Source organism: Actinomycetospora chibensis (assembly GCF_028737215.1).
In the GTDB taxonomy this organism is placed as follows: Bacteria; Actinomycetota; Actinomycetes; order Mycobacteriales; family Pseudonocardiaceae; genus Actinomycetospora; species Actinomycetospora chibensis.
Genome location: NZ_JAQZAM010000003.1, coordinates 121,562 through 147,465, shown reverse-complemented (window position 1 = coordinate 147,465; position 25,904 = coordinate 121,562). Strand labels below are relative to the sequence as shown.

Below are 25,904 nucleotides of genomic sequence, written 5' to 3'. Positions count from 1 at the left end.
CGTTACGTGCTGTCGCCGCCCTGCGAGGCGAGCGTTCAGCGTCCCCCGACGATCTCACCGACGTAGCGGGCCACCGCACGCACCGCCGCGATCGCACTGGGGTAGTCCATCCGCGTCGGCCCGACGACGCCCATGCCGCCGAGGGCAGTACTCCCCGCTCCATAGCCGATCGACACCGTGGCGGCGCTCCACAGGTCCTCGGACTCGTTCTCCTCGCCGATGCGCACCGTCACGGTGCCCGGGTCGCTCGCCGAGGTGAGCAGACGGAGCACCACCACCTGCTCCTCGAGCGCCTCCAGCATCCCCCGCAGCGCTCCGGCGTCGGTGCCCGCCCGGGTGAGGTTCGCCGTGCCGCCGAGCACCAGGCGCTCCTCGGGCCGCTCGAGCAGGGCCTCGACGAGCACCGCGGCCACGCTGAGCAGCGGGGAGCGGAGGCCGTCGGGGGCGTCCTCGGGCAGCTCGGACATCCTCGTCGAGGCCGTCGCCAGGGGCTCGCCGACCAGCGAGTTGTTGAGCAGGGCCCGCAGCCGTGCGACGTCCTCCTCGTCGAGCACGTCGCCGAGGTCGACGACGCGCTGGTCGACCCGACCGGTGTCGGTGATGAGCACCAGCATCAGACGGGCCGGGGTCAGCCGGACGACCTCGAGGTGGCGCACGGTCGAGCGGGACAGCGTCGGGTACTGGACGACGGCCACCTGGCGCGTCAGCTGGGCGAGCAGCCGCACGCTGCGCTTGAGCACGTCGTCGAGGTCGACCGCGCCTTCGAGGAACTGGGTGATCGCCCGGCGCTCGGCCCCCGAGAGCGGCTTGACCTGGTGCAGGCGGTCGACGAAGAGCCGGTAGCCCTTGTCGGTGGGGATGCGCCCGGCGCTGGTGTGGGGCTGGGCGATGTAGCCCTCCTCCTCCAGCGCCGCCATGTCGTTGCGCACCGTCGCGCTCGAGACGCCCAGGTTGTGACGGTCGACGAGGGCCTTCGACCCGACCGGCTCGTTGGTGGCCACGAAGTCGGCGACGATCGCGCGCAGGACGGCGACGCGGCGCTCCTCGGCGTTCACCGCGTCCACCTCCTCGCCCTGGCCTCATGTCCGCTTCCGACCCTCCATGGTAAGCGAGCCGCGCCGGTACGGCCGTGGAGTGCCGGGGCCTCTGTCAGCAAACTGGCGTCGCCGGGGCTCAAGGCCGCGCCGGGCCGGGCGGGTCGTCGACTCACGGGAAACCCTTCGGAAACCGAAGCGTTCCCGCTGCGGCGACGAGGACCTGGCGAGTATTCGAGGCCTCACGCCCCCGCGAGCGAGATCGCGATGCCGTCCGCGAGCAGGCGCCCCCGACGCGTGAGCACCGCCCGCCCATCTGCCCAGGCGTCGGGGGCGAGCAGACCCTCGCGCGCGGCCTGCTCACCGGCGGCCCGGCCCGGCCCGTCGAGGGCTTCCGCGGCGAGGCCGTCCACCGTGCGGAGCTCGAGCAGCACCTGCTCGAGGTGGGCCTCCTCCGGCGTGACGCGCTCACGGGCCTCGGCGGGCGAGCGTCCCTCGGCGAGCGCGGCCGAGTAGCGCGCGGGATGGCGCACGTTCCACCAGCGCGTGCCGCCGACGTGGGAGTGGGCGCCCGGTCCGGCACCCCACCAGTCGCCGCCGCCCCAGTAGATCCGGTTGTGGTGGCAGCGGGCGTCGGTCGAGCGCGCCCAGTTCGACACCTCGTACCACCCGAACCCGGCGGCACCGAGCGTGTCGTCGACAATCTCGTAGCGGTCGGCGAGCACGTCGTCGTCGGGCATCGGCAGCTCGCCGCGCGCCACCCGGCGGGCCAGCGCGGTGCCCTCCTCCACGATGAGGGAGTACGCCGACACGTGGTCGGCGCCGGAGGCCAGCACGGCGTCCAGGGAGCGCCGCAGGTCGGCGTCGGTCTCGGTCGGGGTGCCGTAGATGAGGTCGAGGTTGACGTGCCCGATCCCCGCGTCGAGGGCCTCCCCCACGACCCGCGCCGCCGCGCCGGGCGTGTGCCGGCGGTCGAGGACGGCGAGGACGTGGTCGACGTCGGACTGCATGCCGAGGCTCAGGCGGGTGTAGCCGGCGTCGGTGATCGCGGCGAGGAGCTCGGGGGTCGTCGACTCGGGGTTGGCCTCGGTGGTCACCTCCGCGCCGGGGCGCAGGCCGAACGAGCCCCGGACGGCGTCGAGCACCGCGACCAGGCCCTCCGCGCCGAGCAGCGAGGGGGTGCCGCCGCCGAGGAAGACGGTGTCGGCCGACGGCGGCATCCCGAGCACCCCGGCGGCGAGGTCGAGCTCGCGGCGCAGGCCCTCGAGCCACGAGGCGGGCGAGGCGGGGTCGTCGCTGCCGGTCAGGCCGAGGTCCGACGCCGTGTACGTGTTGAAGTCGCAGTACCCGCACCGGGTCGCGCAGAACGGGACGTGCACATAGATCCCGAACGGCCGCGTGCCGAGACCCGTCAGCGACGACGCCGGGAGCGCGCCGTCGGGGGGCGCCGGCTCTCCGGACGGGGGGACGGAAGACACGCACCCCAGTGTGCCCCTGCTCCCGACAGGACAGTCCGGCGCAATCAGTAGTCCCGCCGGACGCGTGCCGTAGTCCACCCCGACGATCACGGCACTAGCGTCGAACGGCATGCCGACTGGGCTCCGCATGGCTCTGAGCTGCACCGTCGCCGTCGTCGCCCTCGTGGCGTGCGGCGCACCGGCGGCCGGCCCGCCGCGACCGTCGGCGACGATGCCGGCCGAGGGCGGGGGCCTGTTCCGCGGTGTGCAGCCGTGGACCGAGGACGTCTCGGGGGCGCCGGCCTCGGAGCGCAGCGCCGCGATCCTCGCCGCGCTGAACGACGCGGGCGGCTGGGGCAACGGCAACGTCCTGCAGATCGACTTCGCGATGCCGGTGCTCACCGCGGGCCCGGACGCCCCGCGCATGACCGTCACCGGGAACGCCGACTACTGCTCCGGCGGGGTGGACTGCGACCCGGTGCCCGCCGAGATTCCGGTGCCGCCCGGCGCCCACCTGGAGGGTTCGCAGGACCTGACCTGCGACGCGACCACCGAGGACTGCCACCTGCTGGTCGCGGACCCCGGCGCGCGCCGTCTCTACGAGATCTACCAGGGCACGCAGGCCGGCGAGGGTCTGACCGCCGGCGGCTTCTTCGTCTGGGACCTCGACCGGACCTACACCGACGAGCTCCGCGGCCCCCAGTGCACCAGCGCCGACGCGGCGGGCTTCCCGATCGCCGCGCTCACCCCCACCGCCGACGAGGTGGCGGCCGGGCGGATCGACCACGCATTGCGCTTCATCCTGCCCAACGACCGGATGAAGGCCGACGTCTACGTCCCGCCCGCCACCCACGCCGGCGGTCCGGAGAGCACGAACCCCGACGCCCCGCCCTACGGCGTCCACCTGCGCCTGCGCCCCGACGTCGACGTCTCCTCGTACTCGCCCGCGCAGCGCGTGGTGATCACCGCGCTCCGGACCCACGGCATGTACCTCGCCGACGGCGGCGAGATCGCGCTGACCTTCGCCGACGACCGCACGAGCACCGCGAAGTGGGCCGACCTGGGCATCGACGCGCAGAGCTTCGCGGGCGTGCCGGTCGACGCGTTCGAGGTGATCGACCACGGGCCCGAGGTGCCCGTGACCTACGAGTGCGCCCGTGTGCCGTAGCGGGCCCGTGAGCGATTGCCCGTGCCCCGGCACGGACGACACTCACGAGGCCGCAGGCCAAACGCCTCTGCGGTGAAGCTCACCCGACGCGCGTCCGCGGTGGAAACGCCCGCCCCCGGGATGGCACGGTTTTCGCGTGCCCGCCTTCCGCCCGTTCCTCGTGGCCCGTCGCCACGTCGACCTCGGCCGGCTCGCGAGCGCCCTCTGCCGCGCGGGCTGACCCCCGCCCGCCCACCGAGCAGAGGACCCCCATGACCACGTCCGCCGCTGCCACGCGTCCCGTCGACGGTCCCGACACCAGCCCGCGCACCGTCCTGATCGCGTCGCTGATCGGCACCACGATCGAGTGGTACGACTTCTTCCTGTTCGCCACGGCCGCGGGGATCGTCTTCCCGCAGCTGTTCTACGGGAGCCAAGAAGGAGGCGGACAGAGCGACCCGACGGTCGCGACCCTGCTCTCCTTCGCCACCTTCGCGATCGGCTTCGTCGCCCGGCCGATCGGCGGCCTGATCTTCGGGCACATCGGCGACCGCGTCGGCCGTCGCGAGACGCTGATCGTGACGATGGCGCTGACCGGGATCGCCACGGCCGCGATCGGCTTCCTGCCGACCTACGCGGCGATCGGGGTGGCGGCGCCGATCCTGCTCGTGGTGCTCCGGGTGATCCAGGGCATCGCGATCGGCGGCGAGTGGGGCGGCGCGGTGCTCATGGCCGTCGAGTACGCCCCGCCCGGCAAGCGGGGCCTCTACGGCGCCACCCCGCAGATCGGTCTGGGGCTCGGCCTCGCGCTGGGCACCGGCGTGTTCGCCCTGCTCGGCCTCGTGATGGACGACGCCGCGTTCCTCTCGTGGGGCTGGCGCGTGGCGTTCATCGCGAGCCTCGTGCTCGTCGCCGTCGGGCTCGTCGTGCGCCTCGCGGTGATGGAGACCCCCGCGTTCCGACGCATGCAGGCCGCCGCCGAGGTCTCGCGCGTCCCGGCCGTCGACGTCCTGCGCGACCCGCCGTCGCGGCGCAACCTCGGCTGGACGCTGCTCGCCCGCTGGGCCGAGGGCGCGTCGTTCAACACGTGGGGCGTCTTCGTCCTGACCTACACGGTGGCGACGCTGAAGATGCCGCGCACCGACGTGCTCGTGGCGGTGACCATCGCTGCGGTGGTCAGCGCGATGGTCGTCCCGCTGGCCGGGGCGTGGGGTGATCGGATCGGGCGCGGGAAGGTCTTCGCCGTCGGGTGCGTGATCCTCGTCGTCGGCGTCTTCCCCGCGTTCGCCCTGCTCGGGACGAGGTCGATCGTCGCCGTCACGGCCGTGCTGATCGTGATGCTCGGCCTGTCCTACGGCCTGGCCAGCGGCGCGGAGTCGACGCTCTTCGCCGAGGTCTTCCCCACCCGCACCCGTTACACGGGCATGTCCCTGGCCTTCCAGAGCGGCGGGATCTACGCCTCCGGCCTGACCCCGCTGATCCTGACCTCGCTGCTCGCCGCCGCCGGCGGCACGCCGTGGCTCGCCGCCGGCTACCTCGCGCTCGCCGGGGTCGTCAGCGCGGTCGCCGCCCTGCGGGCGACGCCCCTCGAGACGCTCTAGGAGATTCATGAGCCTCACCGCCCACTGGTTCCTGCCCACCTACGGCGACTCGCGCGGCCTCGTCGGCGGCGGTCATGGCGTCGCCACGCGGGCGGCCGACGCCGTCCGGCCCGCCGAGATCGGCTACCTCGCGCAGATCGCCCGCGCCGCCGAAACCGTCGGCTTCGAGGGCGCCCTGACGCCGACCGGCGCCTGGTGCGAGGACGCCTGGCTCACCACGGCGATGCTCGTCGCCGAGTCCGAGCGGCTGAAGTTCCTCGTCGCGTTCCGGCCCGGCGTCCTGTCCCCCACGCTCGCCGCGCAGCAGGCGGCCACGTTCCAGCGGCACTCGCAGGGCCGACTGCTGCTCAACGTCGTCACCGGCGGGGAGCCGTCCGAGCAGCGCGCGTACGGCGACTACCTCGGCAAGGACGACCGCTACACCCGCACCGGGGAGTTCCTCGACGTCGTGCGCCGGCTGTGGGCCGGCGAGACGGTGACGCTGCACGGCGAGCAGATCCACGTCGACTCCGCGGCGCTGACCCGCGTGCCCGACCCGGTGCCGCCGCTCTACTTCGGCGGCTCCTCGCCCAAGGCCGGCGAGGTCGCCGCACAGCACGTCGACGTCTACCTGACCTGGGGCGAGCCCCCTGAGCAGGTGCGCGAGAAGGTCGAGTGGATCCGTGGGCTGGCGACCGCGCAGGGCCGTGAGGTCCGCTTCGGCATCCGCCTGCACGTCATCGCGCGCGACACGTCCGACGCCGCCTGGGCGCAGGCCGAGCAGTACCTGGCCGGTATCCCCGACTCGATGATCGAGGAGGTACAGGCGGGCCTGTCGCGGAGCGAGTCCGAGGGCCAGAAGCGCATGCGGGCGCTGCACTCCGGGGGCTCGACGACCGCCGCGGACCTCGAGGTCTCCCCCAACCTGTGGGCGGGCGTGGGCCTGGTGCGTGGGGGCGCGGGAACGGCGCTGGTCGGCAGCCACACCGAGGTCGCCGACCGGATCCAGGAGTACTACGACCTCGGCATCACCGAGTTCGTCCTCTCGGGGCACCCCCACCTGGAGGAGGCGTACTGGGTCGGCGAGGGCGTCCTGCCCGAGCTCGGTCGTCGCGGGCTGTGGAGCCACCCCGCCGGTGAGCAGGAGAAGGCCCCGGCCGCGATCCCCTTCGCCCAGTAGCCGACAGGCAACCCCCTAGGCCAAAGGTCACGTGGAAAAGGATGCCCTGCTCATGGCACGCTCGTGGGTATGTGCGCGCCGGGTGAGCTCCTCGTGAGCCGACGTCACGTCGACCTCGCGCGCCAGGCCAGCGCCCTCTGCCGGGCTTCCTGAGCGCGCCCGCACCGCCACCACATCCCAGCGGGACCCGCGCACCACCGCATCGAGGGCCACCTCGTCATGCCCGTGCGCGCCCGTGCACCACCCCGGAGGAACCCCGACCCATGGCTGACGCCCCCTCGTCCGAGAACGCCACGACCTCGGAGGAGTCGTACGCGGAGACCACTCCGCTCCGTCACCCCGGGGCCACCGAGGACGCCCCGCCGAAGCCCAAGCCCGCCCGGGCGCGCAAGGGTAAGGCCGAGGGCCAGTGGGCGCTGGGCTACCGCGAGCCGCTGAACAAGAACGAGCAGTCCAAGAAGGACGACCACCCGCTCAACGTGCGGGCGCGCATCGAGAACATCTACGCCCACCGCGGCTTCGACTCGATCGACCCGGCCGACCTCCGCGGCCGTTTCCGCTGGATGGGCCTCTACACCCAGCGCGCCGAGGGCTTCCCCGGCACCGCCACCGGCCACGTCGAGGAGGAGGAGCTCGACGCGTCGCACTTCATGCTCCGGGTGCGCGTCGACGGCGGGGCGCTCTCCACCGAGCAGCTGCGCGTCATCGGCGAGATCTCCCAGACCTTCGCCCGCGACACCGCCGACGTCACCGACCGCGAGAACATCCAGCTGCACTGGATCCGCGTCGAGGACATGCCGGAGATCTGGCGCCGGCTCGAGGCGGTGGACCTCTACACCACCGAGGCGTGCGGCGACTGCCCCCGCGTCGTCCTCGGCTCGCCCGTGGCCGGGATCAGCGCCGACGAGATCATCGACGGCACGCCGGCCATCGACCAGATCGTCGAGCGCTTCATCGGCGACCGCTCGCTGGCCAACCTGCCGCGCAAGTTCAAGACGGCGATCTCCGGCCAGCAGGACGTCGCGCACGAGGTCAACGACGTCTCGTTCGTCGGGGTGGACCACCCCGAGCACGGCCCGGGCTTCGACGTGCACGTCGGCGGCGGGCTCTCCACCAACCCGAAGCTCGCCGTGCGTCTCGGCGCCTGGGTGCCGCTGGACGAGGTCGCCGACGTCTGGCACGCCGTGGTGCAGGTCTTCCGCGACTACGGCTACCGGCGCCTGCGCACCCGCGCGCGCATCAAGTTCCTCATCGCCGATTGGGGCCCCGAGAAGTTCCGCCAGGTCATGGAGGACGAGTACCTGGGCCGGAAGATGCTCGACGGGCCGGCGCCGGAGGCGATCGCCGGCACCATCGACCACATCGGCATCCACGACCAGATCGACGGCAATCACTACGTCGGGGTGGCGCCGCCGGCCGGCCGCACCAGCGGCTCGACGCTCGTGGGCGTCGCGAAGGCCGCCGAGGAGGCGGGGTCGGGCCGCGTCCGGCTCACGCCGTACCAGAAGATCCTCGTGCTGGACGTGCCCGGCGAGAAGCTCGACGGGCTCACCGCCGCGCTCGACCACCTCGGCCTCCCGGCCCGCCCGACGCCGTGGCGCCGGGCGACGATGGCGTGCACCGGCCTGGAGTTCTGCAAGCTCGCGTTCGTCGACACCAAGAATCGCGCCGGCGAGCTGGTCGAGGAGCTCGACCGGCGCCTCGCCGACGTCCAGGACTCCCTCGAGCACCCGGTGTCGATCCACCTCAACGGCTGCCCGAACTCCTGCGCGCGTGTCCAGGTCGCCGACATCGGGCTCAAGGGCCAGATCGTCAACGACGCCGAGGGCAACCCGGCCGCAGGCTTCCAGGTGCACCTCGGCGGCGGCCTCGGCCTCGACGCCGGCTTCGGGCGCAAGCTGCGCGGCCACAAGGTGCTCTCCGACGACCTCGGCGACTACGTCGAGCGCGTCGTGCGCGCCTACGCCGAGCAGCACGAGGCCGGCGAGCGCTTCGCCCAGTGGGTCGTCCGGGCGGAAGAAGGACAGCTGACATGAGGTTGGCACTGCAGTACTGCCCGTACTGCGGGGAGCAGGACCTGCGTCCTCGTGAAGAACCGGACGGCGCGTGGGAGTGCTCCGACTGCCGCAGCACCTTCGTCGTCACCCCGGCGTCCGCGAGGACAGAGCCGGTGAGAGGACCAGCATGACCACCACGGACACCCGAGAAGACCTCCGCACCGCCGCCCTGGAGGCCGGTGCGCGGTTCGCGGCGCGCGAAGGCACGGTGAGCCACGAGGAGCTGACCCGCGAGATCCTCGCCTGGGCTGCGGAGACGTTCGGCGAGGGCCTCATCGTCGCCTCGAACATGCAGGACGCCGTGCTCGTCGAGCTGGGTGCCGCCGCCCGTCCGGCAGTCGACGTCCTGTTCCTCGAGACCGGCTACCACTTCGCCGAGACCCTCGGGACCCGCGACGCCGTGGCCCAGACCTACGGCGTCACCATCGTCCAGGCCGAGCCCGAGCTCACCGTCGCCGAGCAGGACGCGGCGTTCGGCACGGACCTCTTCGCCGTCGACCCCGGCCAGTGCTGCAACATGCGGAAGGTCGAGCCGCTGAAGAAGACGCTCGCGCGCTACGACGCCTGGGTCACCGGCGTCCGCCGCGTCGAGGCCCCGACCCGCGCGGCGACGCCCCTGGTCACCTGGGACGAGCGCCACGACCTCGTCAAGATCAACCCGATCGCCCACTGGACCGACGAGCAGATGGACGCCTACATCCGCGAGCACGCGGTGCTCGTGAACCCGCTGGTCGAGGCGGGCTACCCCTCGATCGGCTGCGCACCCTGCACCGCCAAGCCGGCCCCGGGCGCCGACCCGCGCAGCGGGCGCTGGGCGGGCTTCTCCAAGACCGAGTGCGGGCTGCACGGATGACCGCCACGGAGCCGGCGACCAGCACGGATCAACTCAGCGCCCTCGAGTCCGAGGCGATCCACATCATGCGCGAGGTCGCGGGCGAGTTCGACCGCCCGGTGATCCTCTTCTCCGGCGGCAAGGACTCGATGCTGCTGGTGCACCTCGCGCGCAAGGCGTTCTGGCCCGCGCCGATCCCGTTCCCGGTGCTGCACGTCGACACCGGGCACAACTTCGACGAGGTGATCGAGTTCCGGGACGCCGTCGTCGAGCGCTACGGGCTCGAGCTCGAGGTCGCGCGCGTCCAGGACTACATCGACGACGGTCGCCTCGAGGAGCGCGCGGACGGCACCCGCAACCCGCTGCAGACGACGCCGCTGCTCGACGCCATCGCCGAGCACCGCCACGACGCGGTCTTCGGCGGCGGACGCCGCGACGAGGAGCGGGCGCGCGCCAAGGAGCGCGTGTTCAGCCTGCGCAACGCCTTCGGCCAGTGGGAGCCGTCGCGCCAGCGGCCCGAGCTGTGGAACCTCTACAACGGACGTCACAAGCCCGCTGAGCACGTGCGCGTGTTCCCGCTGTCGAACTTCACCGAGCTCGACGTCTGGCGCTACATCCAGCGCGAGGGCGTCGAGCTCCCGTCGATCTACTACGCGCACACGCGCGAGGTGTTCTCCCGCGACGGGATGTGGCTGACCAGCGGTCCGTGGGGCGGACCGAAGGACGACGAGGAGGTCGTCACCAAGACCGTGCGCTACCGCACGGTCGGCGACGGCTCCTGCACGGGCGCGGTCGAGTCGGACGCCCTGACGCTCGACGAGGTGCTCGACGAGGTGCGCGAGAGCCGCCTCACCGAACGTGGTGCGACCCGGGCCGACGACCGCCTGTCGGAGGCCGCCATGGAGGACCGCAAGCGAGAGGGCTATTTCTAGCGATGACCGATCTGCTGCGTCTTGCCACGGCCGGGTCCGTCGACGACGGGAAGTCCACCCTCGTCGGGCGTCTGCTCTACGACACCAAGTCGGTGCTCGCCGACCAGATGGAGGCCGTCGAGCGCGCCACGCAGGGCGGTGGCGACCCGGACCTGTCGCTGCTGGTCGACGGCCTGCGCTCGGAGCGCGAGCAGGGCATCACGATCGACGTGGCCTACCGCTACTTCGCCACGCCGAACCGCTCGTTCGTCCTGGCCGACACCCCCGGGCACGTCCAGTACACGCGCAACACGGTCACCGGCGCGTCCACCGCGGCGCTGGCCGTGCTGCTGGTGGACGCCCGCGCCGGGATCGTCGAGCAGACCCGCCGGCACGTCGCGGTGATGGGCCTGCTGCGCGTCCCGCGCCTGGTGCTCGCGGTCAACAAGATGGACCTGGTCGACCACGACGAGAACACCTACTGGCGCATCGCCAAGGAGTTCTTCGGGCTCACCGAGGCCCTCGGCTACGCCGACGAGGACGTCGTGGCGATCCCGCTGTCGGCGAAGAAGGGCGACAACGTCGTCCTGCCGTCGGAGAACACGCCCTGGTACGAGGGCCCGACGCTGCTCGAGCACCTCGAGTCGGTGCCGGTCGCCGGCGCCGACCACTCCGCGCCGCTCCGCTTCCCGGTGCAGTACGTCGTGCGCCCCCGCACCGAGTCCCACCCCGACTATCGCGGCTACGCCGGCCTCATCGCCGCGGGCACGGTGCGCGCCGGCGACGAGGTCACGGTCCTGCCCGACGGGCAGCGGACCCGGGTCGAGGGCATCGACACCTTCGACGGCGAGCTCGACGCCGCCCACGACGGGCAGAGCGTCGTGCTGCGCCTCGCCGACGACCTCGGGATCGCCCGCGGCGCCGTCATCGCCGCGCCGGGCGCTCCGGAGCCGGTCACCGAGTTCGACGCGACGCTCGCCTGGCTGCACGAGAAGCCGCTCAAGCCCGGCGCGCGCCTGCTGCTCAAGCACGGGACGCGCACGGTGCAGGCGATCGTGGGCGCGGTGACGCACCGGCTCGACACCGAGACCCTCACCCTCGACGAGGACCCCGGCGAGCTGGCGATCAACGACATGGGCCAGGTGTCGCTGACGGTGTCCGAGCCCCTGCCGCTCGACGACTACGACGTCGTCGCCGCCACCGGGTCGTTCCTGCTCGTCGACCCGCAGGCCGGCGACACCCTGGGCGCCGGTCTCGTCGGGCGGCCGCTCGTCACCCGGCCCCTGGACCTGCCGGAGACGGACGACCAGTGAGGGCCGGGCCGGGGTGGCGGCTCACCCGGCGCCGCCACGTCGACCTGCGGCGCACCGGGGCGAGCGGCTGTCGGGCGAGCTCCCCGACACCCGACCCCGAGCCGCCCCGGAGCGACCCGCCATGCCGGACGAGAACGCACACCACTTCCAGCCACCGCACGAACACCCCTGCGCCGGTGGCGCCACGATCTGGCTGACCGGCCTGCCCAGCGCGGGCAAGTCGACGATCGCGGGCGGCGTCGCCGCCCGCCTGCGCCTCGAACGCTGCGGGGTCGAGGTGCTGGACGGCGACATCATCCGCGAGAACCTCTCGCGGGGTCTCGGCTTCTCCCGCGAGGACCGCGCGATCAACATCCGCCGGATCGGCTTCGTCGCCGAGATGCTCGCGCGCAACGGCGTGATCGTGCTGGTCGCGGCGATCGCTCCGCACGCCGACGTGCGGGAACAGGTCCGCGCCAGCCACGTCGGCGGCGGGACGCCCTTCCTCGAGGTCTACGTGTCCACCCCCGTGGAGGTCGCGGGTGAGCGCGACGTCAAGGGCCTCTACGCCCGCCAGCGCACCGGCGAGGTGCAGGGGCTGACCGGCGTCGACGACCCCTACGAGGTGCCCGAGTCCCCGGACCTCGAGATCCCCAGCCACGCGCAGTCCGTCGACGAGTCGGTGGACCTGCTCGTGGATCATCTGTACCGGCGGGGTCTCACGCAGCAGCCCGCGACACCGACGTCGGCGAGGACGGCACCATGAGCGTCACGAGCATCCCGGTCCCCCTGGGCGAAGGCACGGTCGTCGTCGCGCCGCCCGTCGACGCACCGGGGTACTGGGCGGGGGCGCCCACCGTGCTCGTCGTCGACGACGCCGTGTACCTGTCCTACCGGCTGCGCCAGCCCGAGGGTGTCGGGCGCGGCTACGCCAACGTCGTCGCCCGCTCGGCCGACGGGGTCGCGTTCGAGACGCTCGCGGTGGTGGAGAAGGACGCGTTCGGCGCCGAGTCGCTGGAGCGTCCCGCGCTCGTGCGGGCCGACGACGGCCGCTGGCGGCTCTACGTCAGCTGCGCGACGCCGGGCACCAAGCACTGGTGGGTCGACGTCCTCGAGGCCGACACCCCCGAGGGGCTCGCCCTGGCGCCGCGGCGGACGGTGTTGCCCGGCGACGCCCTGCACGCCGTCAAGGACCCGGTGGTGCTGCGGGACGCGGCGGGCTGGCACCTCTGGGCGTCGGTGCACCCGCTCGACGACCCGGACGCCACCGACCGCATGACCACCGAGTACGCGACGAGCCCGGACGGGCTGGCGTGGACGTGGCAGGGCACGGCGCTCGCGCCCCGGCCCGGCACCTGGGACTCCCGCGGCGTCCGGATCAGCGCCGTGGTGCCGGTCGGCGACGAGATCGTCGCGACGTACGACGGGCGCGCCACCGCGGCCGAGAACTGGGAGGAGCGCACGGGCCTGGCCCGCGCGACCGGTCACGGGCGCTTCGTGGCCGAGGGCGACGCCCCGGCCGCCGAGTCGCCCCACGCGGGCCGCGGCCTGCGCTACGTCGCCGTCGCGGACGTCGCCGGCGTGCGCCGCCTCTACTGGGAGGCCACCCGCGCCGACGGCGCCCACGAGCTGCGCACCGAGGTGCTCCTCGAGGCGGGCCTGCCGGACGCGGCATGAGCCTGCCCGACTTCCTGATCATCGGGGCGCCGAAGACCGGGACCTCCGCGCTGCACCGCGCCCTCGCCGAGCACCCGGAGCTGTTCCTGCCGTCGGTCAAGGAGCCGAAGTTCTTCCTCACCGACGGTCCGCCGCCGTCGTCCGGGGGCGGCCCCGGGGACGTCGAGACCTGGGGCGAGCACGTGTGGCGCCGGGCGGACTACGAGGCGCTCTTCGACCCCGCCCCGCCGGGGACGCTGCGCGGCGAGGGCACGGTGTTCTACCTCTACGACCGGGACGCGCAGGAACGTATCGCCGACCTGCTGCCCGCGGTGCGGCTGATCGCCGTCCTGCGTGACCCGGTGGAGCGCACCCACTCGAACTGGTCGCACCTGCGCCAGGCCGGGCTCGAGCCCGAGGCCGACTTCCTCGCGGCCTGCCGGGCGGAGGGCGCGCGCCGGGACTCCGGCTGGGCGCACTTCTGGCACTACGTGGCCCAGGGCCGCTACGGCGAGCAGCTCGACCACCTCACCGGGCTGGTCGACCCCGCGCGGATCCTCCTGCTGCGCTACCGCGACCTGCGCGACGAGCCCGTGGCCACCGCCGACCGCGTCTGCGCGTTCCTGGGCGTCGAGACGGGGCGGATCACCGAGGTCCCGCGCCACCACGTGCGCCCCGACGTCTCCGGGCGCTCGGGCGGCGGCCCGTCGGCGGCGGAGCGGGCGGCGCTGCTGCCGGCCTTCGCCGACGACGTCGCGCGCGTCGCGGCCCACACCGGCTGGGACCTCGCGGACTGGCGCCGCTGAGGCCCGGGGTGTGGGAGCGAGGGACGCCCTGACTGCGCCCCACGCAGTCGGGGCGTCCCTCGCTCTCACACCCGATCGCTAGCTGACCTCGTTGAGCTTCCCGGTCGCGACGTCGAGGACGAAGCCGCGCACCGAGCCCTTGTTCTTGACGAACGGGCTGTCGGTGATGCGCTTGATCGAGTCGCGGACGTCGCCCTCGACGTCGGGAAAGGCGTTGGCCGTCCACGTCGGGCGCTCGCCGGCCTCCTGCTCGAGGATTCCCGCGAACTGCTCGTCGGTGAAGGTCACCATGCCGCAGTCGGTGTGGTGGATCAGCACGATCTCCTCGGTGCCGAGGAGGTGCTGGCTGATCGCGAGCGAGCGGATCGTGTCGTCGGTGACGACGCCGCCGGCGTTGCGGATGACGTGCGAGTCGCCCTCGGACAGGCCCAGCGCGCCGTAGGGGTTCACGCGCGCGTCCATGCAGGCCACGACGGCGGTCTTGCGCGCCGGCGGCAGGGGTAGCTCGCCCGGGAAGTTCTGGACGTAGGTCTCGTTGTTCTTCACGTACTCGTCGGTGACGGACACCGGGGTCCTCCGCAGGCTGGATCGATTCTGACGACACACGGGCAGCGCGGTGCGGCCGCGGAGCGGCTCGATCCCTACCGGGTACGGGCGCTCACGCGGCCCGTCGACACCATTGATCGAACTCCTGCACGCGCCGGCTCGGCCAGAACGGCTCGAGGGCGCGGGGACTCATGCGCACATCTCACCGCAGGCATCCGTCCGGCCGCAACGAGGGTGGTCCGTCCTGCACTAGTGCGTGATCTTCCCGGCGATCGCCGGGAAGATCACGCACGGAGATAACCCGCGCTACACCGCAGTTGCGTCGTCACGGACCGTCGCTCACGATCGAGCGATGAGCCGGGGGCGGGATCTGACGCGGCGTCGCCACGTCGACCTCATGCGCACCGCCCACGGCACCTGTCGCTGACACACGCCTCCCACCCCATCCACTCCTGTCCCGGGAGCACGTGTGTCCACTCTCGAGTCGAGCGCGCCCGCGCGCGCGCCGTCGGGCCATCCGCACCTCGAGGAGGCCTACCAGGTCGGCGAGGGCGTCCTGCCCGAGCTCGCGCGTCGTGGCGCGCTCGCCCCGTGGCCGTGAACAGGGCTCGCGCCGGAGATCACGGGCACCTGGTGCCCGTGCGCGGGCCCCGACGAGTGGATGGAGCGCCCGTGATCTCCGCGAGCACCGCGCCTCCACGTCCCGGGGTTCCGACGAAGGGCGCCCCTCACCGCTCTATTCGGCCGAAGGTGCCCTTCGCGCGGAACCCCCGACCCGCCAGGGCACCGACGGCTCCGTCGTGAGCGGGGCCGAGGACATCGTCGACGGCGTCACACCCCTGCTGCGGGCCGTGGACTGCTCGACCCGCGCGTCGCGGGGTAGCCCGGTGCGCCAGCCCCGCGTTCGAGGAGGAGCCCGCATGGGCGTCGAGTTCATCGGCCAGATCAGCACCCAGTTCGCCTCGGAGATCCACCCGTCGTCCGGCCCGGCGATCGACCCGGACTTCGTCCGCCGGTTCGTCGCCGCCCACGAGGACGCCGGGTTCGACAAGGTGCTGGTCGGGCACAGCGCGTCGTCCGCCGACGGCTTGCAGGTCGCGGCCTTCGCCGCGGCGCACTCCGAGCGTCTCGGGTATCTCGTCGCGCACCGGCCCGGCTTCATGGCCCCGACGATGGCCGCGCGCGCCTTCGCGACGCTCGACCGGTTCTCCGGCGGGCGCGTCGCCGTGCACACGGTCTCCGGGGGCAGCGAGGCCGACCAGGCCCGCGACGGCGACCACCTCGACAAGGAGGGGCGCTACCGGCGCACCGACGAGTACCTCGAGGTCATGGAGCGCACCTGGACAGAGGAGGAGCCCTTCGGCCACCGGGGCGAGTTCTACGACGTCGCCGACGTCCACGCGATCGCGCGCCCGGTGCAGCAACCGCACATCCCGATCTACTTCGGCGGCTCGTCGGAGGCGGCCTACCGCGTCGGCGGCAAGCACGCCGACGTCTTCGCCCTGTGGGGCGAGCCGCTGGCCGAGACCGCCGAGCAGATCGCCGCGGTGCACCAGGCCGCGCGCGCCGCCGGCCGGTCGACGATGCCCCGGATCAGCGTCTCCTTCCGCCCGATCCTCGGCACCACGGAGGAGCAGGCCTGGGAACGCGCCCACGACGTCCTCGACCGCATCGTCGCCGCCGACGGAGGCGGCGGGTCCTTCACCGGGCGGACCGCCCACCGGCAGGGCCACGAGACCACCCGCACCAACGCCGGCTCCCAGCGCCTCCTCGCCGCGGCCGAGCGGGGCGAGCTGCACGACCGCGCGCTGTGGACCCCGACGGCGGCCGCCTCGGGCGCCGCCGGGAACTCGACGGCGCTCGTGGGCACGCCGGAGACCGTCGCGGCGGCCCTGCTGGACTATGTCGACATCGGCGCCACCACGTTCCTGCTGCGGGGCTACGACCCGCTGGACGACGTCGCCGACTACGGCCGGCGGCTGCTCCCCCTCGTGCGCGAGGAGATGGCCCGGCGCGAGAGGGTCCCGGCGTGACGACGCCCTCCACCCCCGTGAGCGCCGCGGCCCGCTCCCCCGACGTCCGCGCGCTCCTGGCCGGCATCGCCGAGGGCGCCGCGGAGCGCGAGCGCCGCGACGAGAGCCCGGTCGCGCAGGTCGCGGCGGTGGCGAAGGCAGGGCTGGGTGCGTTGTCGCCGCCCGTCGACGAGGGCGGGCAGGGCGCGTCGGTGCGCGAGCTCCTGGCCTTCGTCATCGACCTCGCCGAGGCCGACCCGATCGTCGCCCACGTCCTGCGCACCCACTACAGCCAGGTGCTCGGGTTCCTGCGCAGCCCGGACCCCGACGTGCGGCGTCGCTGGCTCGATCGGATCCGCGCCGGGACGGTGCTGGGCAACGCGATCTCGGAGACCGGCCCGTCCGCGGCGGGCGGCCACGAGTACGACACCCGCCTCGACGAGGTCGACGGCCGCCTCGTGCTCAACGGCACGAAGTACTACAGCACGGGCACCCTCTACGCGGACTGGATCGCCGTCGCCGCCCGCGTCGAGGGCGACCTCGTGGCGACCGTGATGGTCCCGGCCGACCGTACGGGCGTCTCGGTGGTCGACGACTGGGACGGCATGGGGCAGAGCCGCACCGGCACGGGGACGACGACGTTCACCGATGTCGTGGTCGACCCCGACGACGTCCTCTCGCGGCGCCCGCGCCTCGAGCCGCGGGCCCCCGGCGACGTGGCGTTCCTGCAGCTCTACCTGCACGCGCTGGTCGCGGGAATCCTGCGCTCGGTGGTCACCGACGCGACCGGGGTGGTGCGCTCGCGCAGCCGCACGTTCGAGCACGCGCCCGCGCCCCGGGCCGTCGACGACCCGATCCTGCACGAGAAGGTCGGCACCCTGGCCGCCACGGCGTGGGTCGCCGAGTCGGCGGTGCTCGCGGCGGCGGACGCCGTCGCGGCCGCGATGGACGCGGCGGCGCGCGGCGAGCCGACCGACGAGCTGCGCACCGCCGCGGCGCTGGCCCACTGCTCCGTGAAGATCCACCTGGACCCGGCGTCGCTGGCGGCCGCCTCGGACCTCTTCGACGTCGGCGGCGCGTCGGCGTCGAGCCGCACGCGCAACCTCGACCGGCACTGGCGCAACCTGCGCACGCTCACCCTGCACAACCCGGCGTCGTACAAGGCCGCCGCGGTCGGGCGGCACCTCGTCACCGGCGAGCCGCTGCCGGTGAACGGCTACTTCTGACCCACCTTCGCCACCGTCAGCAGGACGACCGCGTCCTCCACGGCCTCGAGGCGGTGGCGGGAGTCGGGCATGACGAGCAGGTCGCCGCGCCGCCCGTCCCAGGAGTCCGTGTCCGACACCAGCCGCACGCGCCCCTGCAGCACGACGAGGGTGGCCTCGCCGGGGTTCTCGTGCTCGCCGAGCTGGCGACCCTCGGTCAGCGCGATCACCGTCTGCCGCATGACGTTCGAGTGGCCGCCGACGACGGTGTGGGCGGCACGGCCCGCGGTGCTCGCGCGCGCCCCCGCGAGCTGCTGGCGTGCCATGGCGTCGAGCGAGAGCTTCAGCATGGTCGTCCTCGTCCTGCTTCGGTGGTGGACGACCATGCTCGCTGCTCCGAGCCCCCGTGAGCGAACTTTGCGCCTATCGGCCCAGCGTTCGCGTCGCGGGGACAGGAGGCGGCGGTCCCGGATCCCGGGTCCGCGCCCTCGTCGGAGCCGGCACGCCTCAGTGCTTCCGAAACTGAAGCAATTCGCCGGTAGGTGCGGCCTCGGCCGCGCCACGACATCGCACGGGCTCGGATGTAGGCGCTCCCGCACCTCGGAATGACGTCCGGGACGGGGCGGTTGTGCCGGAGGTGGCATCCGCAGCGACAGGACCGCTCGACGACCCGGTCCGGGCCGCCCTGCTCGGTCCGCACACGCACCTCGCGCAGCGCCACGGGCTCGCGATCCGCTACGAGCCCGACGTCTCCCCGTTCCTCGCGGAGCCGCACGGCGTCGCGGAGTGGGACGACGTCGCCGCCCTCGTCGGCGACGGTCGCTCGGTGATCCCGGCGTTCGCGCCCCTCGACCCGCCCGATCCCCTCGAGATCGGGATGTTCCTGCCCGGCGTGCAGATGGTGGGCGATGGTGTCGTCGGGCGCCCGGACCCCGAGGCCGTCCGCCTCGGCCCCGACGACGTCCCCGCGATGCTCGACCTCGTCGCGCGCACCCGCCCCGGGCCGTTCGGCAGCCGCACCGTCGAGATGGGCACCTACCTGGGCCTCATCGTCGACGGCGTGCTCGTCGCCATGGCGGGTGAGCGCCTCCACCCGCCGGGGTACACCGAGATCAGCGCGGTGTGCACCGACGCGGACCACCGCGGGCGGGGGCTCGCGACCCGGCTCGTCCTCGCGGTCGCGGCCGGCATCCGTGCCCGCGGCGAGGTCCCGTTCCTGCACGCCGCGGCGGACAACACCACCGCGATCCGGCTCTACGAGCACCTCGGGTTCCGGCTGCGCGCCCGGCCGGACTTCGTGGCGCTCACCGTCCCGAGCGACGTCACCGCCCGGGCCTGAGACAGGAGGACCATGACCTTCCACCTCGCGGTCGCCCTCGACGGCACCGGCTGGCACCCCGCGTCCTGGCGTGAACCCGGCGCCCGCGCCGACGAGCTGCTGACCGCGGGCTTCTGGGTCGACCAGGTGCGCGAGGCCGAGGCCGGGCTCGCCGACCTCGTCACGTTCGAGGACGCCTTCGCCCTCCCGGGCAGCGAGCGCCCCGATCGGGTGCAGGGGCGCGTCGACGCGGTGCTGACCGCGCTGCGGGTCGGCCCCGTGACGTCGCACATCGGTCTGGTGCCGACGGTCATCGCGACCCACACCGAGCCGTTCCACGTCTCCACCCAGATCGCGACGCTGGACTGGGTCACCTCCGGGCGCGCCGGGCAGCGGATCAAGGTCTCGTCCGACCCGGCCGAGTACGCACTGTTCGGACGGCGCGAGCCGGAGGACCGCGAGTCGCTCTTCGGCGAGGCGGCCGACCACGTCGAGGTCCAGCGCCGGCTGTGGGACTCGTGGGAGGACGACGCCGAGATCCGCGACGCCGCGACCGGCCGGTTCATCGACCGCGAGAAGCTGCACTACATCGACTTCGAGGGCACGCACTTCTCGGTGCGCGGCCCGTCGATCACGCCGCGCCCGCCGCAGGGCCAGCCGGTGGTCACGGCTCTCGCGCACGTCGACACCGCGTACCGGCTCGCCGCCCGCGGCGCCGACGTCGTCTTCGTGACCCCGGACGGCACCGGCCGCGACGGCCCGACCGGAGACGCGGCCTCGATCCTCGCCGAGGTCCGGGCGGCCGAGGGCGCGACCGACCGCACGACCCCGCTGCACGTCTTCGGCGATCTGCTGGTGTTCCTCGACGACACCGCCGACGCCGCCCGCGAGCGCCTGCGCCGCCTCGACGCCGTCGACGGCACGGAGCTGCGCAGCGACGCCCGCATCCTCGCCGGCACGGCCGCCGACGTCGCCGACGTCCTCGCGTCGTGGCAGGACGCCGGCCTGACCGGTGCCCGGCTGCGTCCCGCCGTCGCCGCCCACGACCTGCCGCGCATCACCCGCGAGCTCGTGCCCGAGCTGCAGCGCCGCGGCCTCCACCGCACCGCCTACCACGCCGACACGCTGCGGGGTCTGCTCGGTCTCGAGCACCCCGCCGACCGTTACGCCACGGCCTGAGGAGGACCCCGTGCCCAAGCAGATCCACCTCGCCGCCCACTTCCCCGGCGTCAACAACACGACCGTCTGGAGCGACCCGGCGGCCGGCAGCCACATCGCGTTCGAGTCCTTCCGGCACTTCGCGCAGACCGCGGAGCGCGCGAAGTTCGACTTCCTCTTCCTCGCCGAGGGCCTGCGCCTGCGTGAACAGGGCGGCAAGATCTACGACCTCGATGTCGTCGGGCGCCCCGACAACGTCTCGATCCTCATGGCGATGGCCGCGGTCACCGAGCGGATCGGCCTCGCGGGCACGGTGAACTCCACGTTCAACGAGCCGCTCGACGTCGCCCGCAAGCTCGCCTCGCTCGACCACCTCTCCGGCGGCCGCGCGGCGTGGAACGTCGTGACCAGCTGGGACGAGTTCACCGGCGAGAACTTCCGGCGCGGCGGCTACCTGCCCAAGGACAAGCGCTACCTGCGCGCGCAGGAGTTCCTGGCCACCGCGAAGACGCTGTGGGACGCATGGGACGTCGACGAGGTCGTCGCCGACGCCGCGTCCGGGCGGTACCTGCGCCACGGCGACGCCGGCCGGTTCGAGGTGCACTCCGACCAGTTCGACATCTCGGGACGGTTCGCGACCCCGCGCAGCCCGCAGGGCCACCCGGTGATCATCCAGGCGGGCGACTCCGAGGAGGGGCGCGAGTTCGCCGCCGCGAGCGCCGACGCGATCTTCACCCGTCACGCCGAGCTGGAGGCGGGCAAGGAGTTCTACGCCGACGTGAAGGCGCGCCTGGCGAAGTTCGGGCGCCGCCACGAGGACCTCAAGATCCTGCCGGCTGCGACGTTCGTCCTCGGCGACACCGAGGAGGAGGCGGCGGAGAACGCGCGCCAGGTGCAGTACCAGCAGGTCGGGCCGCAGACCGCGATCGCCTTCGCCGAGCAGATCTGGAACCGCGACCTCTCCGACGTCGACCCCGACGGCCCGGTGCCGTCGTTCGACCCGAAGACCTCCGACGACGTCGACAGCGGCGCTCACATCTCGAAGGGCCGCGCGAGCGTGCGCATGTACAAGGACCCGGTCGCCATCGCGCACGAGTGGCGCGAGCTGGGCGAGCGCGAGGGCCTGTCGCTGCGTGAGGTCGTGATCCGCAAGAACGGGCGCCACACGTTCGTCGGCACGCCGCAGCGGGTGGCCGACACCATCGACGAGTTCGTGCAGTCCGACGCCAGCGACGGCTTCGTCCTCGTCCCACACGTCACCCCGGGCGGGCTGGACGTCTTCGCCGACCAGGTGGTGCCCCTGCTGCAGGAGAAGGGCTCGTTCCGCACCGAGTACGAGGGGACGACGCTGCGCGAGCACCTCGGCCTGAAGCCCTCGCCCACCACCGTCGGCCCGGCGGAGGCGCGCGCCTGATGCGTGGCTGGAGTGGGTGAGACGATCCGCGGCGTGGCCGACCCCCGTCCGGACAAGGAACGCCCCGAGTCGCTCGGCTTCGCGACCCAGGCCGTGCACGCCGGCAACGCCGTCGACGCCGGCAGCGGCGCCATCCGCACGCCGCTGGTGATGGCGAACTCCTACGCGCTGCCCGAGGACCCCTCGGAGCTGTCGTGGTCGGGGTTCGACGTGCCCCTCTACACCCGCAACACGGGCGCCAACCAGCGCGCGCTGCAGCAGAAGCTCGCCCACCTCGAGCAGGGCGAGGACGCGGTCGTGCTCGCGTCGGGGGTCGCCGCGCTGCACGGGGTGTTCTTCACGTTCCTGCGCACCGGTGACCACGCGGTGGTCTCCGACGTCACCTACGAGGCGTCGTGGCGGCTCTTCGCCGACATCCTCCCGGCGCGCTACGGCATCGAGGCGACGTTCGTCGACACCAGCGACCCGGACGCCGTGCGCGCGGCGATGCGGCCGACGACGCGGCTGGTGCACACCGAGGTGATCGCCAACCCGACGACGCGGGTGTGCGACGTCGCCGCGATCGCGGAGATCGCACACGAAGGCGGCGCGCTGCTGTCGGTCGACTCGACATTCACCCCGCCCCCGCTCTACCGCCCGCTCGCCGACGGCGCGGACCTCGTCGTGCACTCGCTGACCAAGGTGATCAACGGGCACGGCGACGCCATGGGCGGGGCGGTGATCGGGGCCCGCGAGCACATCGACGCGATCCGTGCCGAGGCGATGGTCGACGTCGGCGGCGTGGTGTCGCCGTTCAACGCGTGGCTCATCGCCCGCGGGGCGATCACCCTGCCGCTGCGGCTGCGCCAGCACCTCGCCTCGGCCCAGCGCGTCGCGGAGTTCCTCGCCGGCCACCCGGACGTCGCCTACGTCGCGTACCCGGGGCTCGCCGGTCATCCGCAGCACGAGCTCGCGACCCGGGTGCTCGGCGGGCGCGGGTACGGCTGGATGCTCGCCTTCGCCCTCGACGGGGACGCCGACCTGCAGAACCGCTTCGTCGCCGACCTGCGCGTCATCACCTCGGCGGTCTCCCTCGGCCACGACGAGAGCCTGATCGTGCACGTCGGGACGACCGGGGCGCGGGCCGCACGCTGGCCCGACGAGTTCCGGCGCCACGGGCACCTGCGGTTCTCCGTGGGCCTCGAGGACCCCGCCGACCTGATCGCCGATCTCGACGCCGCCCTGGCCACGGTCCGTGGGTGATCGAGCCCGCAGGGTACTGGTCCGGTTGTGCGCGATCGGGTAGGAAGGTGGGTGTGAGCTCCGGCCTGGTTCGACGTCTGCACGTCGACCTCTGCCGCCTCGCGACGTGCACCTGTCGTCGCGGCTGATCTGCTCGCTGTCTCCCCCCTTCTCACGCCCGGCCGTCTCGCGCGTCCGGGCGCTCCCACACGCCTCCAGAGAGGTCTCCCGATGGCCGTTCGCCCCAAGGAATCCGTCGTCCCGTTCGCCGTGCACGGCGAGGGCACCGGCGTCGCGCAGGAGCTGACCGCCGGCGGTCACGTCTTCACCACCGACGCCTACCCCGCCTTCGGCGGCGCCGACGAGGCCCCCAGCCCGCTCTTCTACGCCCTCGGCTCGCTGACCTCGTGCAACCAGGTCACGGCCGCCCTCGTCGCCAAGGACCTGGGCATCCAGCTCGGGAAGTGGACCTTCGACATCCAGGGCGACCTCGACACCGCCGTGCTCGTCGGCGGGGCCGAGGGCAACGCGAACTTCGACAGGGTCGAGGTCCGCGCCACGGTGGAGACCGACGCCAGCGAGGAGCAGTTCGCCACGCTGATCTCCGAGACCGCCCGCCGCTGCCCCGTGACACAGCTCTTCGCGCGCTCGGGCCTCGAGTTCGAGAACAACTGGACCCGCGCGGAGCTCCCCGCCGCGGTCTGACCGTCCGTCCCGGACGGAACGAAGGCGCCGTTCGCTGCCATCGAAGCAGCGAACGGCGCCTTCGCTGCTTCCTGGGAAGGCCGTCTTGAATCGCGCCCGAGCCCGGTGCAGGGTGGATCGTGCGACGGCGCGAGCGAGGGAGGTGAGCGGACCGTGGATCGGTGCCCGCTCCCCCGCGAGACCGCGCTGACGCCGGTGCACCTCGTCGCGCGCCTGCACGTCGATCTCCTGCGCCTCGCCGGCGCGCTCTGTCGACGCTGAGCCGCCCGTCCCTCCCCGTCGCCGTCGGCGACCCCTCCCCGCCCCGGAGCGCGATGCCGCGCGCTCGCCCCGGGCGGCACCCGCTGCGTAGGAGCACCCCCGTGTCGATCACCACGACCACCGACATCCGCCGCGTCTCCGGGGCCCTCGGCGCCGAGGTCACCGGGCTGCGGCTCGGCCCCGACATGCCCGAGGACGAGGTCGCCTCGCTGCGGGCGACGATCCTCGAGCACAAGCTCGTGGTCGTGCGGGGCCAGGACCACCTCGACGACCGCGCGCACGCCGGGTTCGTCCGCCGACTCGGCCCGCTCACCACCGCCCACCCGACGATCACCGGCGGCCAGGAGGAGGCGGCCGTCCTGCCCGTCGACTCCGAGCACGGCAACAAGGCCAACAGCTGGCACACCGACGTGACGTTCGTCGACCGCCCGCCGGCCTTCACGACGCTGCGCGCCATGGTGCTGCCGCCCTTCGGGGGCGACACCCTGTTCGCCAACGCCGCGCGGGCCTACGCGAACCTCCCCGAGGGGCTGCGCACGCTGGCCGACGGGCTGTGGGCCGAGCACTCGAACGACTACGACTACGCGACGACGCACGGCACCGAGGGACCGACCGGCGCGACGGCGGACTACCACCAGGAGTTCACCGCCACCGTCTACCGGACCCACCACCCGGTGGTGCGCGTCCACCCGGAGACCGGCGAGCGCGTCCTGCAGCTCGGGCAGTTCGTGTCGCGGATCCTCGGCGTCAACGGGCAGGACAGCCGCGACCTGCTCGCGCTCTACCAGCGTCACATCACCCGCCAGGAGAACATCGTGCGCTGGCGCTGGGCGCCCGGCGACTTCGCGGTGTGGGACAACCGCGCCACCCAGCACTACGCCGTCGACGACTACGGCGACCTCCCGCGCCGCATGCACCGGGTGACGGTCGCGGGCGACGTCCCCGTCTCGGTCACCGGGCGGCGCAGTGTGGCCGTGCAGGGCGACGCCGCCTCGTACGCCGGCTCATGACCGGCCTCCCGGTCCTCGACCTCACCCGCTTCCGGTCGGCGCAGCGGGACGCGTTCCTCGACGACCTGCGCCGCGCGGCGCGGGACGTCGGCTTCTTCACCGTCGTCGGCCACGGGATCGCGCCGGAGCTGACCGCGCGGCTCGACGAGGAGGTGCGCCGGTTCTTCGCGCTGCCGCTGGAGCAGCGGCTCGCCATCGAGAACACCGCCTCGCCGCACTTCCGCGGCTACAGCCGGGTCGGCACGGAGCGCACCGGCGGCGAGGCCGACCAGCGCGAGCAGATCGACGTCGGGCCCGAGCGGTCGCCCGTCACCGGGGACGGGCGGTACTGGGGCCTCGTCGGGCCGAACCAGTGGCCGCCCGCGCAGCCCGCGCTGCGCGAGGCGGTGCTCGCCTGGCAGGACGAGGCGCTGCGGGTGAGCCGGGAGATCCTCCGCGCGCTGGCGGCGTCGCTGGGCCAGCCCGAGGACCACTTCGACCGCTGGTTCGACGACGAGTCGCACCTGCACCTCAAGGTCGTGCACTACCCGGGCGGGGCCTCGACCGGGCAGGGCGTGGGCGCGCACAAGGACTACGGGTTCCTCGCGCTGCTGCACCAGGACGACGTCGGCGGCCTGCAGGTGCAGGTCCCGGGCACCGACGAGTGGCTCGACGCCACGCCCGTGGCGGGCGGCTACGTCGTCAACATCGGCGAGATGCTCGAGGTCGCGACGCGCGGCTACCTCACCGCGACCCGCCACCGCGTCGCGAGCCCGCCACCGGGCGTCGATCGCTACTCGGTGCCGTTCTTCCTCGGCCCGCGCCTCGACGCCGTCGTCGAGCCGGTGGACCTGCCCCCGGCGCTCGCGGCCGAGACCGCGGACTGGGACCCGAACGACGACCCCGACAACCCCCTGCTCGCGGCCTACGGCGAGAACGCGCTGGTCGGCTGGCTGCGCTCGCACCCGGCCGTCGCCGCGCGGTACTGGAGCTAGCGCCGACCTCCGTTCCGCGCGAAGGGCACCTCCGCGCGGATACAGCGGCGAGGGGCGCCTTTCGACCGAACGCCCAGGCCCACGAAGGGCCCGTTCAGCATGATCGTCAACGGGATCCGGCGGCGGAA

At 73.4% G+C, this 25,904-nt stretch carries 28 protein-coding genes; 24 read left to right on the top strand and 4 right to left on the bottom strand.

All coding sequences use genetic code 11. The features are described 5' to 3' along the window. Positions 1-35: 35 nt before the first annotated feature. Both hrcA and hemW read right to left on the bottom strand, forming a co-directional pair. Positions 36-1,055: a heat-inducible transcriptional repressor HrcA gene (gene hrcA / locus PH189_RS05315; protein ID WP_274187717.1), complete on the bottom strand. Its 1,020-nt coding sequence runs from the start codon at positions 1,053-1,055 to the stop codon at positions 36-38. Positions 1,056-1,276: 221 nt separating this feature from the next. Continuing rightward, positions 1,277-2,512, bottom strand: a complete 1,236-nt coding sequence (gene hemW, locus PH189_RS05310) for a radical SAM family heme chaperone HemW (RefSeq protein WP_274187716.1) — start codon at positions 2,510-2,512, stop codon at positions 1,277-1,279. Positions 2,513-2,621: 109 nt separating this feature from the next. On the opposite strand from hemW, the gene PH189_RS05305 reads away from it, so the two are divergent. The 12 genes from PH189_RS05305 (at position 2,622) to PH189_RS05260 (ending at position 13,952) form a co-directional block, all read left to right on the top strand. After that, a complete protein-coding gene (locus PH189_RS05305) occupies positions 2,622-3,659 on the top strand; it encodes a hypothetical protein (RefSeq protein WP_274187715.1) in 1,038 nt (345 codons plus the stop codon). Between the two features lie 136 nt (positions 3,660-3,795). Further along, entirely contained in the window at positions 3,796-3,879 is an 84-nt protein-coding gene (locus tag PH189_RS30445; protein WP_378014923.1) for a putative leader peptide, read from the top strand. Between the two features lie 31 nt (positions 3,880-3,910). Continuing rightward, positions 3,911-5,239 carry an MFS transporter gene (locus PH189_RS05300; protein ID WP_274187714.1) on the top strand — a complete coding sequence of 443 codons (1,329 nt, stop codon included), beginning with the start codon at positions 3,911-3,913 and terminating at the stop codon, positions 5,237-5,239. Positions 5,240-5,246: 7 nt separating this feature from the next. Beyond that, positions 5,247-6,398 carry an LLM class flavin-dependent oxidoreductase gene (locus PH189_RS05295; protein WP_274187713.1) on the top strand — a complete coding sequence of 384 codons (1,152 nt, stop codon included), beginning with the start codon at positions 5,247-5,249 and terminating at the stop codon, positions 6,396-6,398. Positions 6,399-6,467: 69 nt separating this feature from the next. Beyond that, entirely contained in the window at positions 6,468-6,551 is an 84-nt protein-coding gene (locus PH189_RS30440; protein WP_378014924.1) for a putative leader peptide, read from the top strand. Between the two features lie 110 nt (positions 6,552-6,661). Continuing rightward, positions 6,662-8,434: a nitrite/sulfite reductase gene (locus PH189_RS05290; RefSeq protein WP_274187712.1), complete on the top strand. Its 1,773-nt coding sequence runs from the start codon at positions 6,662-6,664 to the stop codon at positions 8,432-8,434. A gap of 148 nt (positions 8,435-8,582) precedes the next feature. Then, positions 8,583-9,308 (top strand): phosphoadenylyl-sulfate reductase, encoded by a 726-nt coding sequence (locus tag PH189_RS05285; RefSeq protein ID WP_274187711.1) that lies wholly within the window; start codon positions 8,583-8,585, stop codon positions 9,306-9,308. Beyond that, positions 9,305-10,219, top strand: a complete 915-nt coding sequence (gene cysD / locus PH189_RS05280) for a sulfate adenylyltransferase subunit CysD (RefSeq protein ID WP_274187710.1) — start codon at positions 9,305-9,307, stop codon at positions 10,217-10,219. Before PH189_RS05285 ends, cysD begins: the two co-directional genes overlap by 4 nt. Before the next feature lie 2 nt (positions 10,220-10,221). Beyond that, positions 10,222-11,511, top strand: a complete 1,290-nt coding sequence (locus tag PH189_RS05275; RefSeq protein ID WP_274187709.1) for a sulfate adenylyltransferase subunit 1 — start codon at positions 10,222-10,224, stop codon at positions 11,509-11,511. 121 nt (positions 11,512-11,632) lie between these two features. After that, on the top strand, positions 11,633-12,256 hold the full coding sequence (gene cysC, locus PH189_RS05270) for an adenylyl-sulfate kinase (protein WP_274187708.1): 624 nt from the start codon (positions 11,633-11,635) through the stop codon (positions 12,254-12,256). Further along, entirely contained in the window at positions 12,253-13,167 is a 915-nt protein-coding gene (locus PH189_RS05265; protein ID WP_274187707.1) for a glycoside hydrolase family protein, read from the top strand. Before cysC ends, PH189_RS05265 begins: the two co-directional genes overlap by 4 nt. Next, positions 13,164-13,952: a sulfotransferase family protein gene (locus PH189_RS05260; RefSeq protein WP_274187706.1), complete on the top strand. Its 789-nt coding sequence runs from the start codon at positions 13,164-13,166 to the stop codon at positions 13,950-13,952. Before PH189_RS05265 ends, PH189_RS05260 begins: the two co-directional genes overlap by 4 nt. 78 nt (positions 13,953-14,030) lie before the next feature. Here PH189_RS05260 and PH189_RS05255 read toward each other — a convergent pair whose 3' ends face one another. Continuing rightward, positions 14,031-14,519, bottom strand: a complete 489-nt coding sequence (locus PH189_RS05255; RefSeq protein ID WP_274187705.1) for a beta-class carbonic anhydrase — start codon at positions 14,517-14,519, stop codon at positions 14,031-14,033. 448 nt (positions 14,520-14,967) lie between these two features. Here PH189_RS05255 and PH189_RS05250 point away from each other — a divergent pair, with 448 nt between their 5' ends. The 3 genes from PH189_RS05250 (at position 14,968) to PH189_RS05240 (ending at position 17,736) form a co-directional block, all read left to right on the top strand. Continuing rightward, on the top strand, positions 14,968-15,099 hold the full coding sequence (locus PH189_RS05250; RefSeq protein ID WP_274187704.1) for a hypothetical protein: 132 nt from the start codon (positions 14,968-14,970) through the stop codon (positions 15,097-15,099). A 319-nt stretch (positions 15,100-15,418) separates the two neighbouring features. Then, positions 15,419-16,531 (top strand): LLM class flavin-dependent oxidoreductase, encoded by a 1,113-nt coding sequence (locus tag PH189_RS05245; RefSeq protein ID WP_274187703.1) that lies wholly within the window; start codon positions 15,419-15,421, stop codon positions 16,529-16,531. After that, positions 16,528-17,736 (top strand): acyl-CoA dehydrogenase family protein, encoded by a 1,209-nt coding sequence (locus PH189_RS05240; RefSeq protein ID WP_274187702.1) that lies wholly within the window; start codon positions 16,528-16,530, stop codon positions 17,734-17,736. Before PH189_RS05245 ends, PH189_RS05240 begins: the two co-directional genes overlap by 4 nt. Here the strand turns inward: PH189_RS05240 and PH189_RS05235 are convergent. After that, positions 17,727-18,065 carry a cupin domain-containing protein gene (locus PH189_RS05235; RefSeq protein WP_274187701.1) on the bottom strand — a complete coding sequence of 113 codons (339 nt, stop codon included), beginning with the start codon at positions 18,063-18,065 and terminating at the stop codon, positions 17,727-17,729. The two genes, PH189_RS05240 and PH189_RS05235, sit on opposite strands and share 10 nt — an antisense overlap. A gap of 287 nt (positions 18,066-18,352) precedes the next feature. Here PH189_RS05235 and PH189_RS05230 point away from each other — a divergent pair, with 287 nt between their 5' ends. From PH189_RS05230 to PH189_RS05200, 9 genes are all read left to right on the top strand, one after another. Then, a complete protein-coding gene (locus tag PH189_RS05230; protein ID WP_274187700.1) occupies positions 18,353-19,054 on the top strand; it encodes a GNAT family N-acetyltransferase in 702 nt (233 codons plus the stop codon). A 12-nt stretch (positions 19,055-19,066) separates the two neighbouring features. Beyond that, positions 19,067-20,212, top strand: coding sequence for an LLM class flavin-dependent oxidoreductase (locus PH189_RS05225; RefSeq protein ID WP_274187699.1), 1,146 nt, complete (start codon positions 19,067-19,069; stop codon positions 20,210-20,212). Positions 20,213-20,222: 10 nt separating this feature from the next. Further along, the gene (locus PH189_RS05220) at positions 20,223-21,605 is read left to right on the top strand and encodes an NtaA/DmoA family FMN-dependent monooxygenase (RefSeq protein WP_274187698.1); all 1,383 of its coding nucleotides are present in this window, start codon (positions 20,223-20,225) and stop codon (positions 21,603-21,605) included. Between the two features lie 33 nt (positions 21,606-21,638). Next, on the top strand, positions 21,639-22,847 hold the full coding sequence (locus PH189_RS05215; RefSeq protein ID WP_274187697.1) for a trans-sulfuration enzyme family protein: 1,209 nt from the start codon (positions 21,639-21,641) through the stop codon (positions 22,845-22,847). Continuing rightward, entirely contained in the window at positions 22,844-22,975 is a 132-nt protein-coding gene (locus tag PH189_RS30435; RefSeq protein WP_420791489.1) for a putative leader peptide, read from the top strand. Before PH189_RS05215 ends, PH189_RS30435 begins: the two co-directional genes overlap by 4 nt. Before the next feature lie 82 nt (positions 22,976-23,057). Then, on the top strand, positions 23,058-23,531 hold the full coding sequence (locus PH189_RS05210; protein ID WP_274187696.1) for an OsmC family protein: 474 nt from the start codon (positions 23,058-23,060) through the stop codon (positions 23,529-23,531). 153 nt (positions 23,532-23,684) lie between these two features. Further along, a complete protein-coding gene (locus tag PH189_RS30300) occupies positions 23,685-23,792 on the top strand; it encodes a putative leader peptide (RefSeq protein ID WP_337994131.1) in 108 nt (35 codons plus the stop codon). Between the two features lie 101 nt (positions 23,793-23,893). Continuing rightward, the gene (locus PH189_RS05205; RefSeq protein ID WP_274187695.1) at positions 23,894-24,802 is read left to right on the top strand and encodes a TauD/TfdA dioxygenase family protein; all 909 of its coding nucleotides are present in this window, start codon (positions 23,894-23,896) and stop codon (positions 24,800-24,802) included. Continuing rightward, positions 24,799-25,776, top strand: a complete 978-nt coding sequence (locus PH189_RS05200) for an isopenicillin N synthase family dioxygenase (protein ID WP_274187694.1) — start codon at positions 24,799-24,801, stop codon at positions 25,774-25,776. The genes PH189_RS05205 and PH189_RS05200 overlap by 4 nt, the downstream gene beginning before the upstream one ends. The last annotated feature ends 128 nt before the right edge of the window (positions 25,777-25,904 follow it).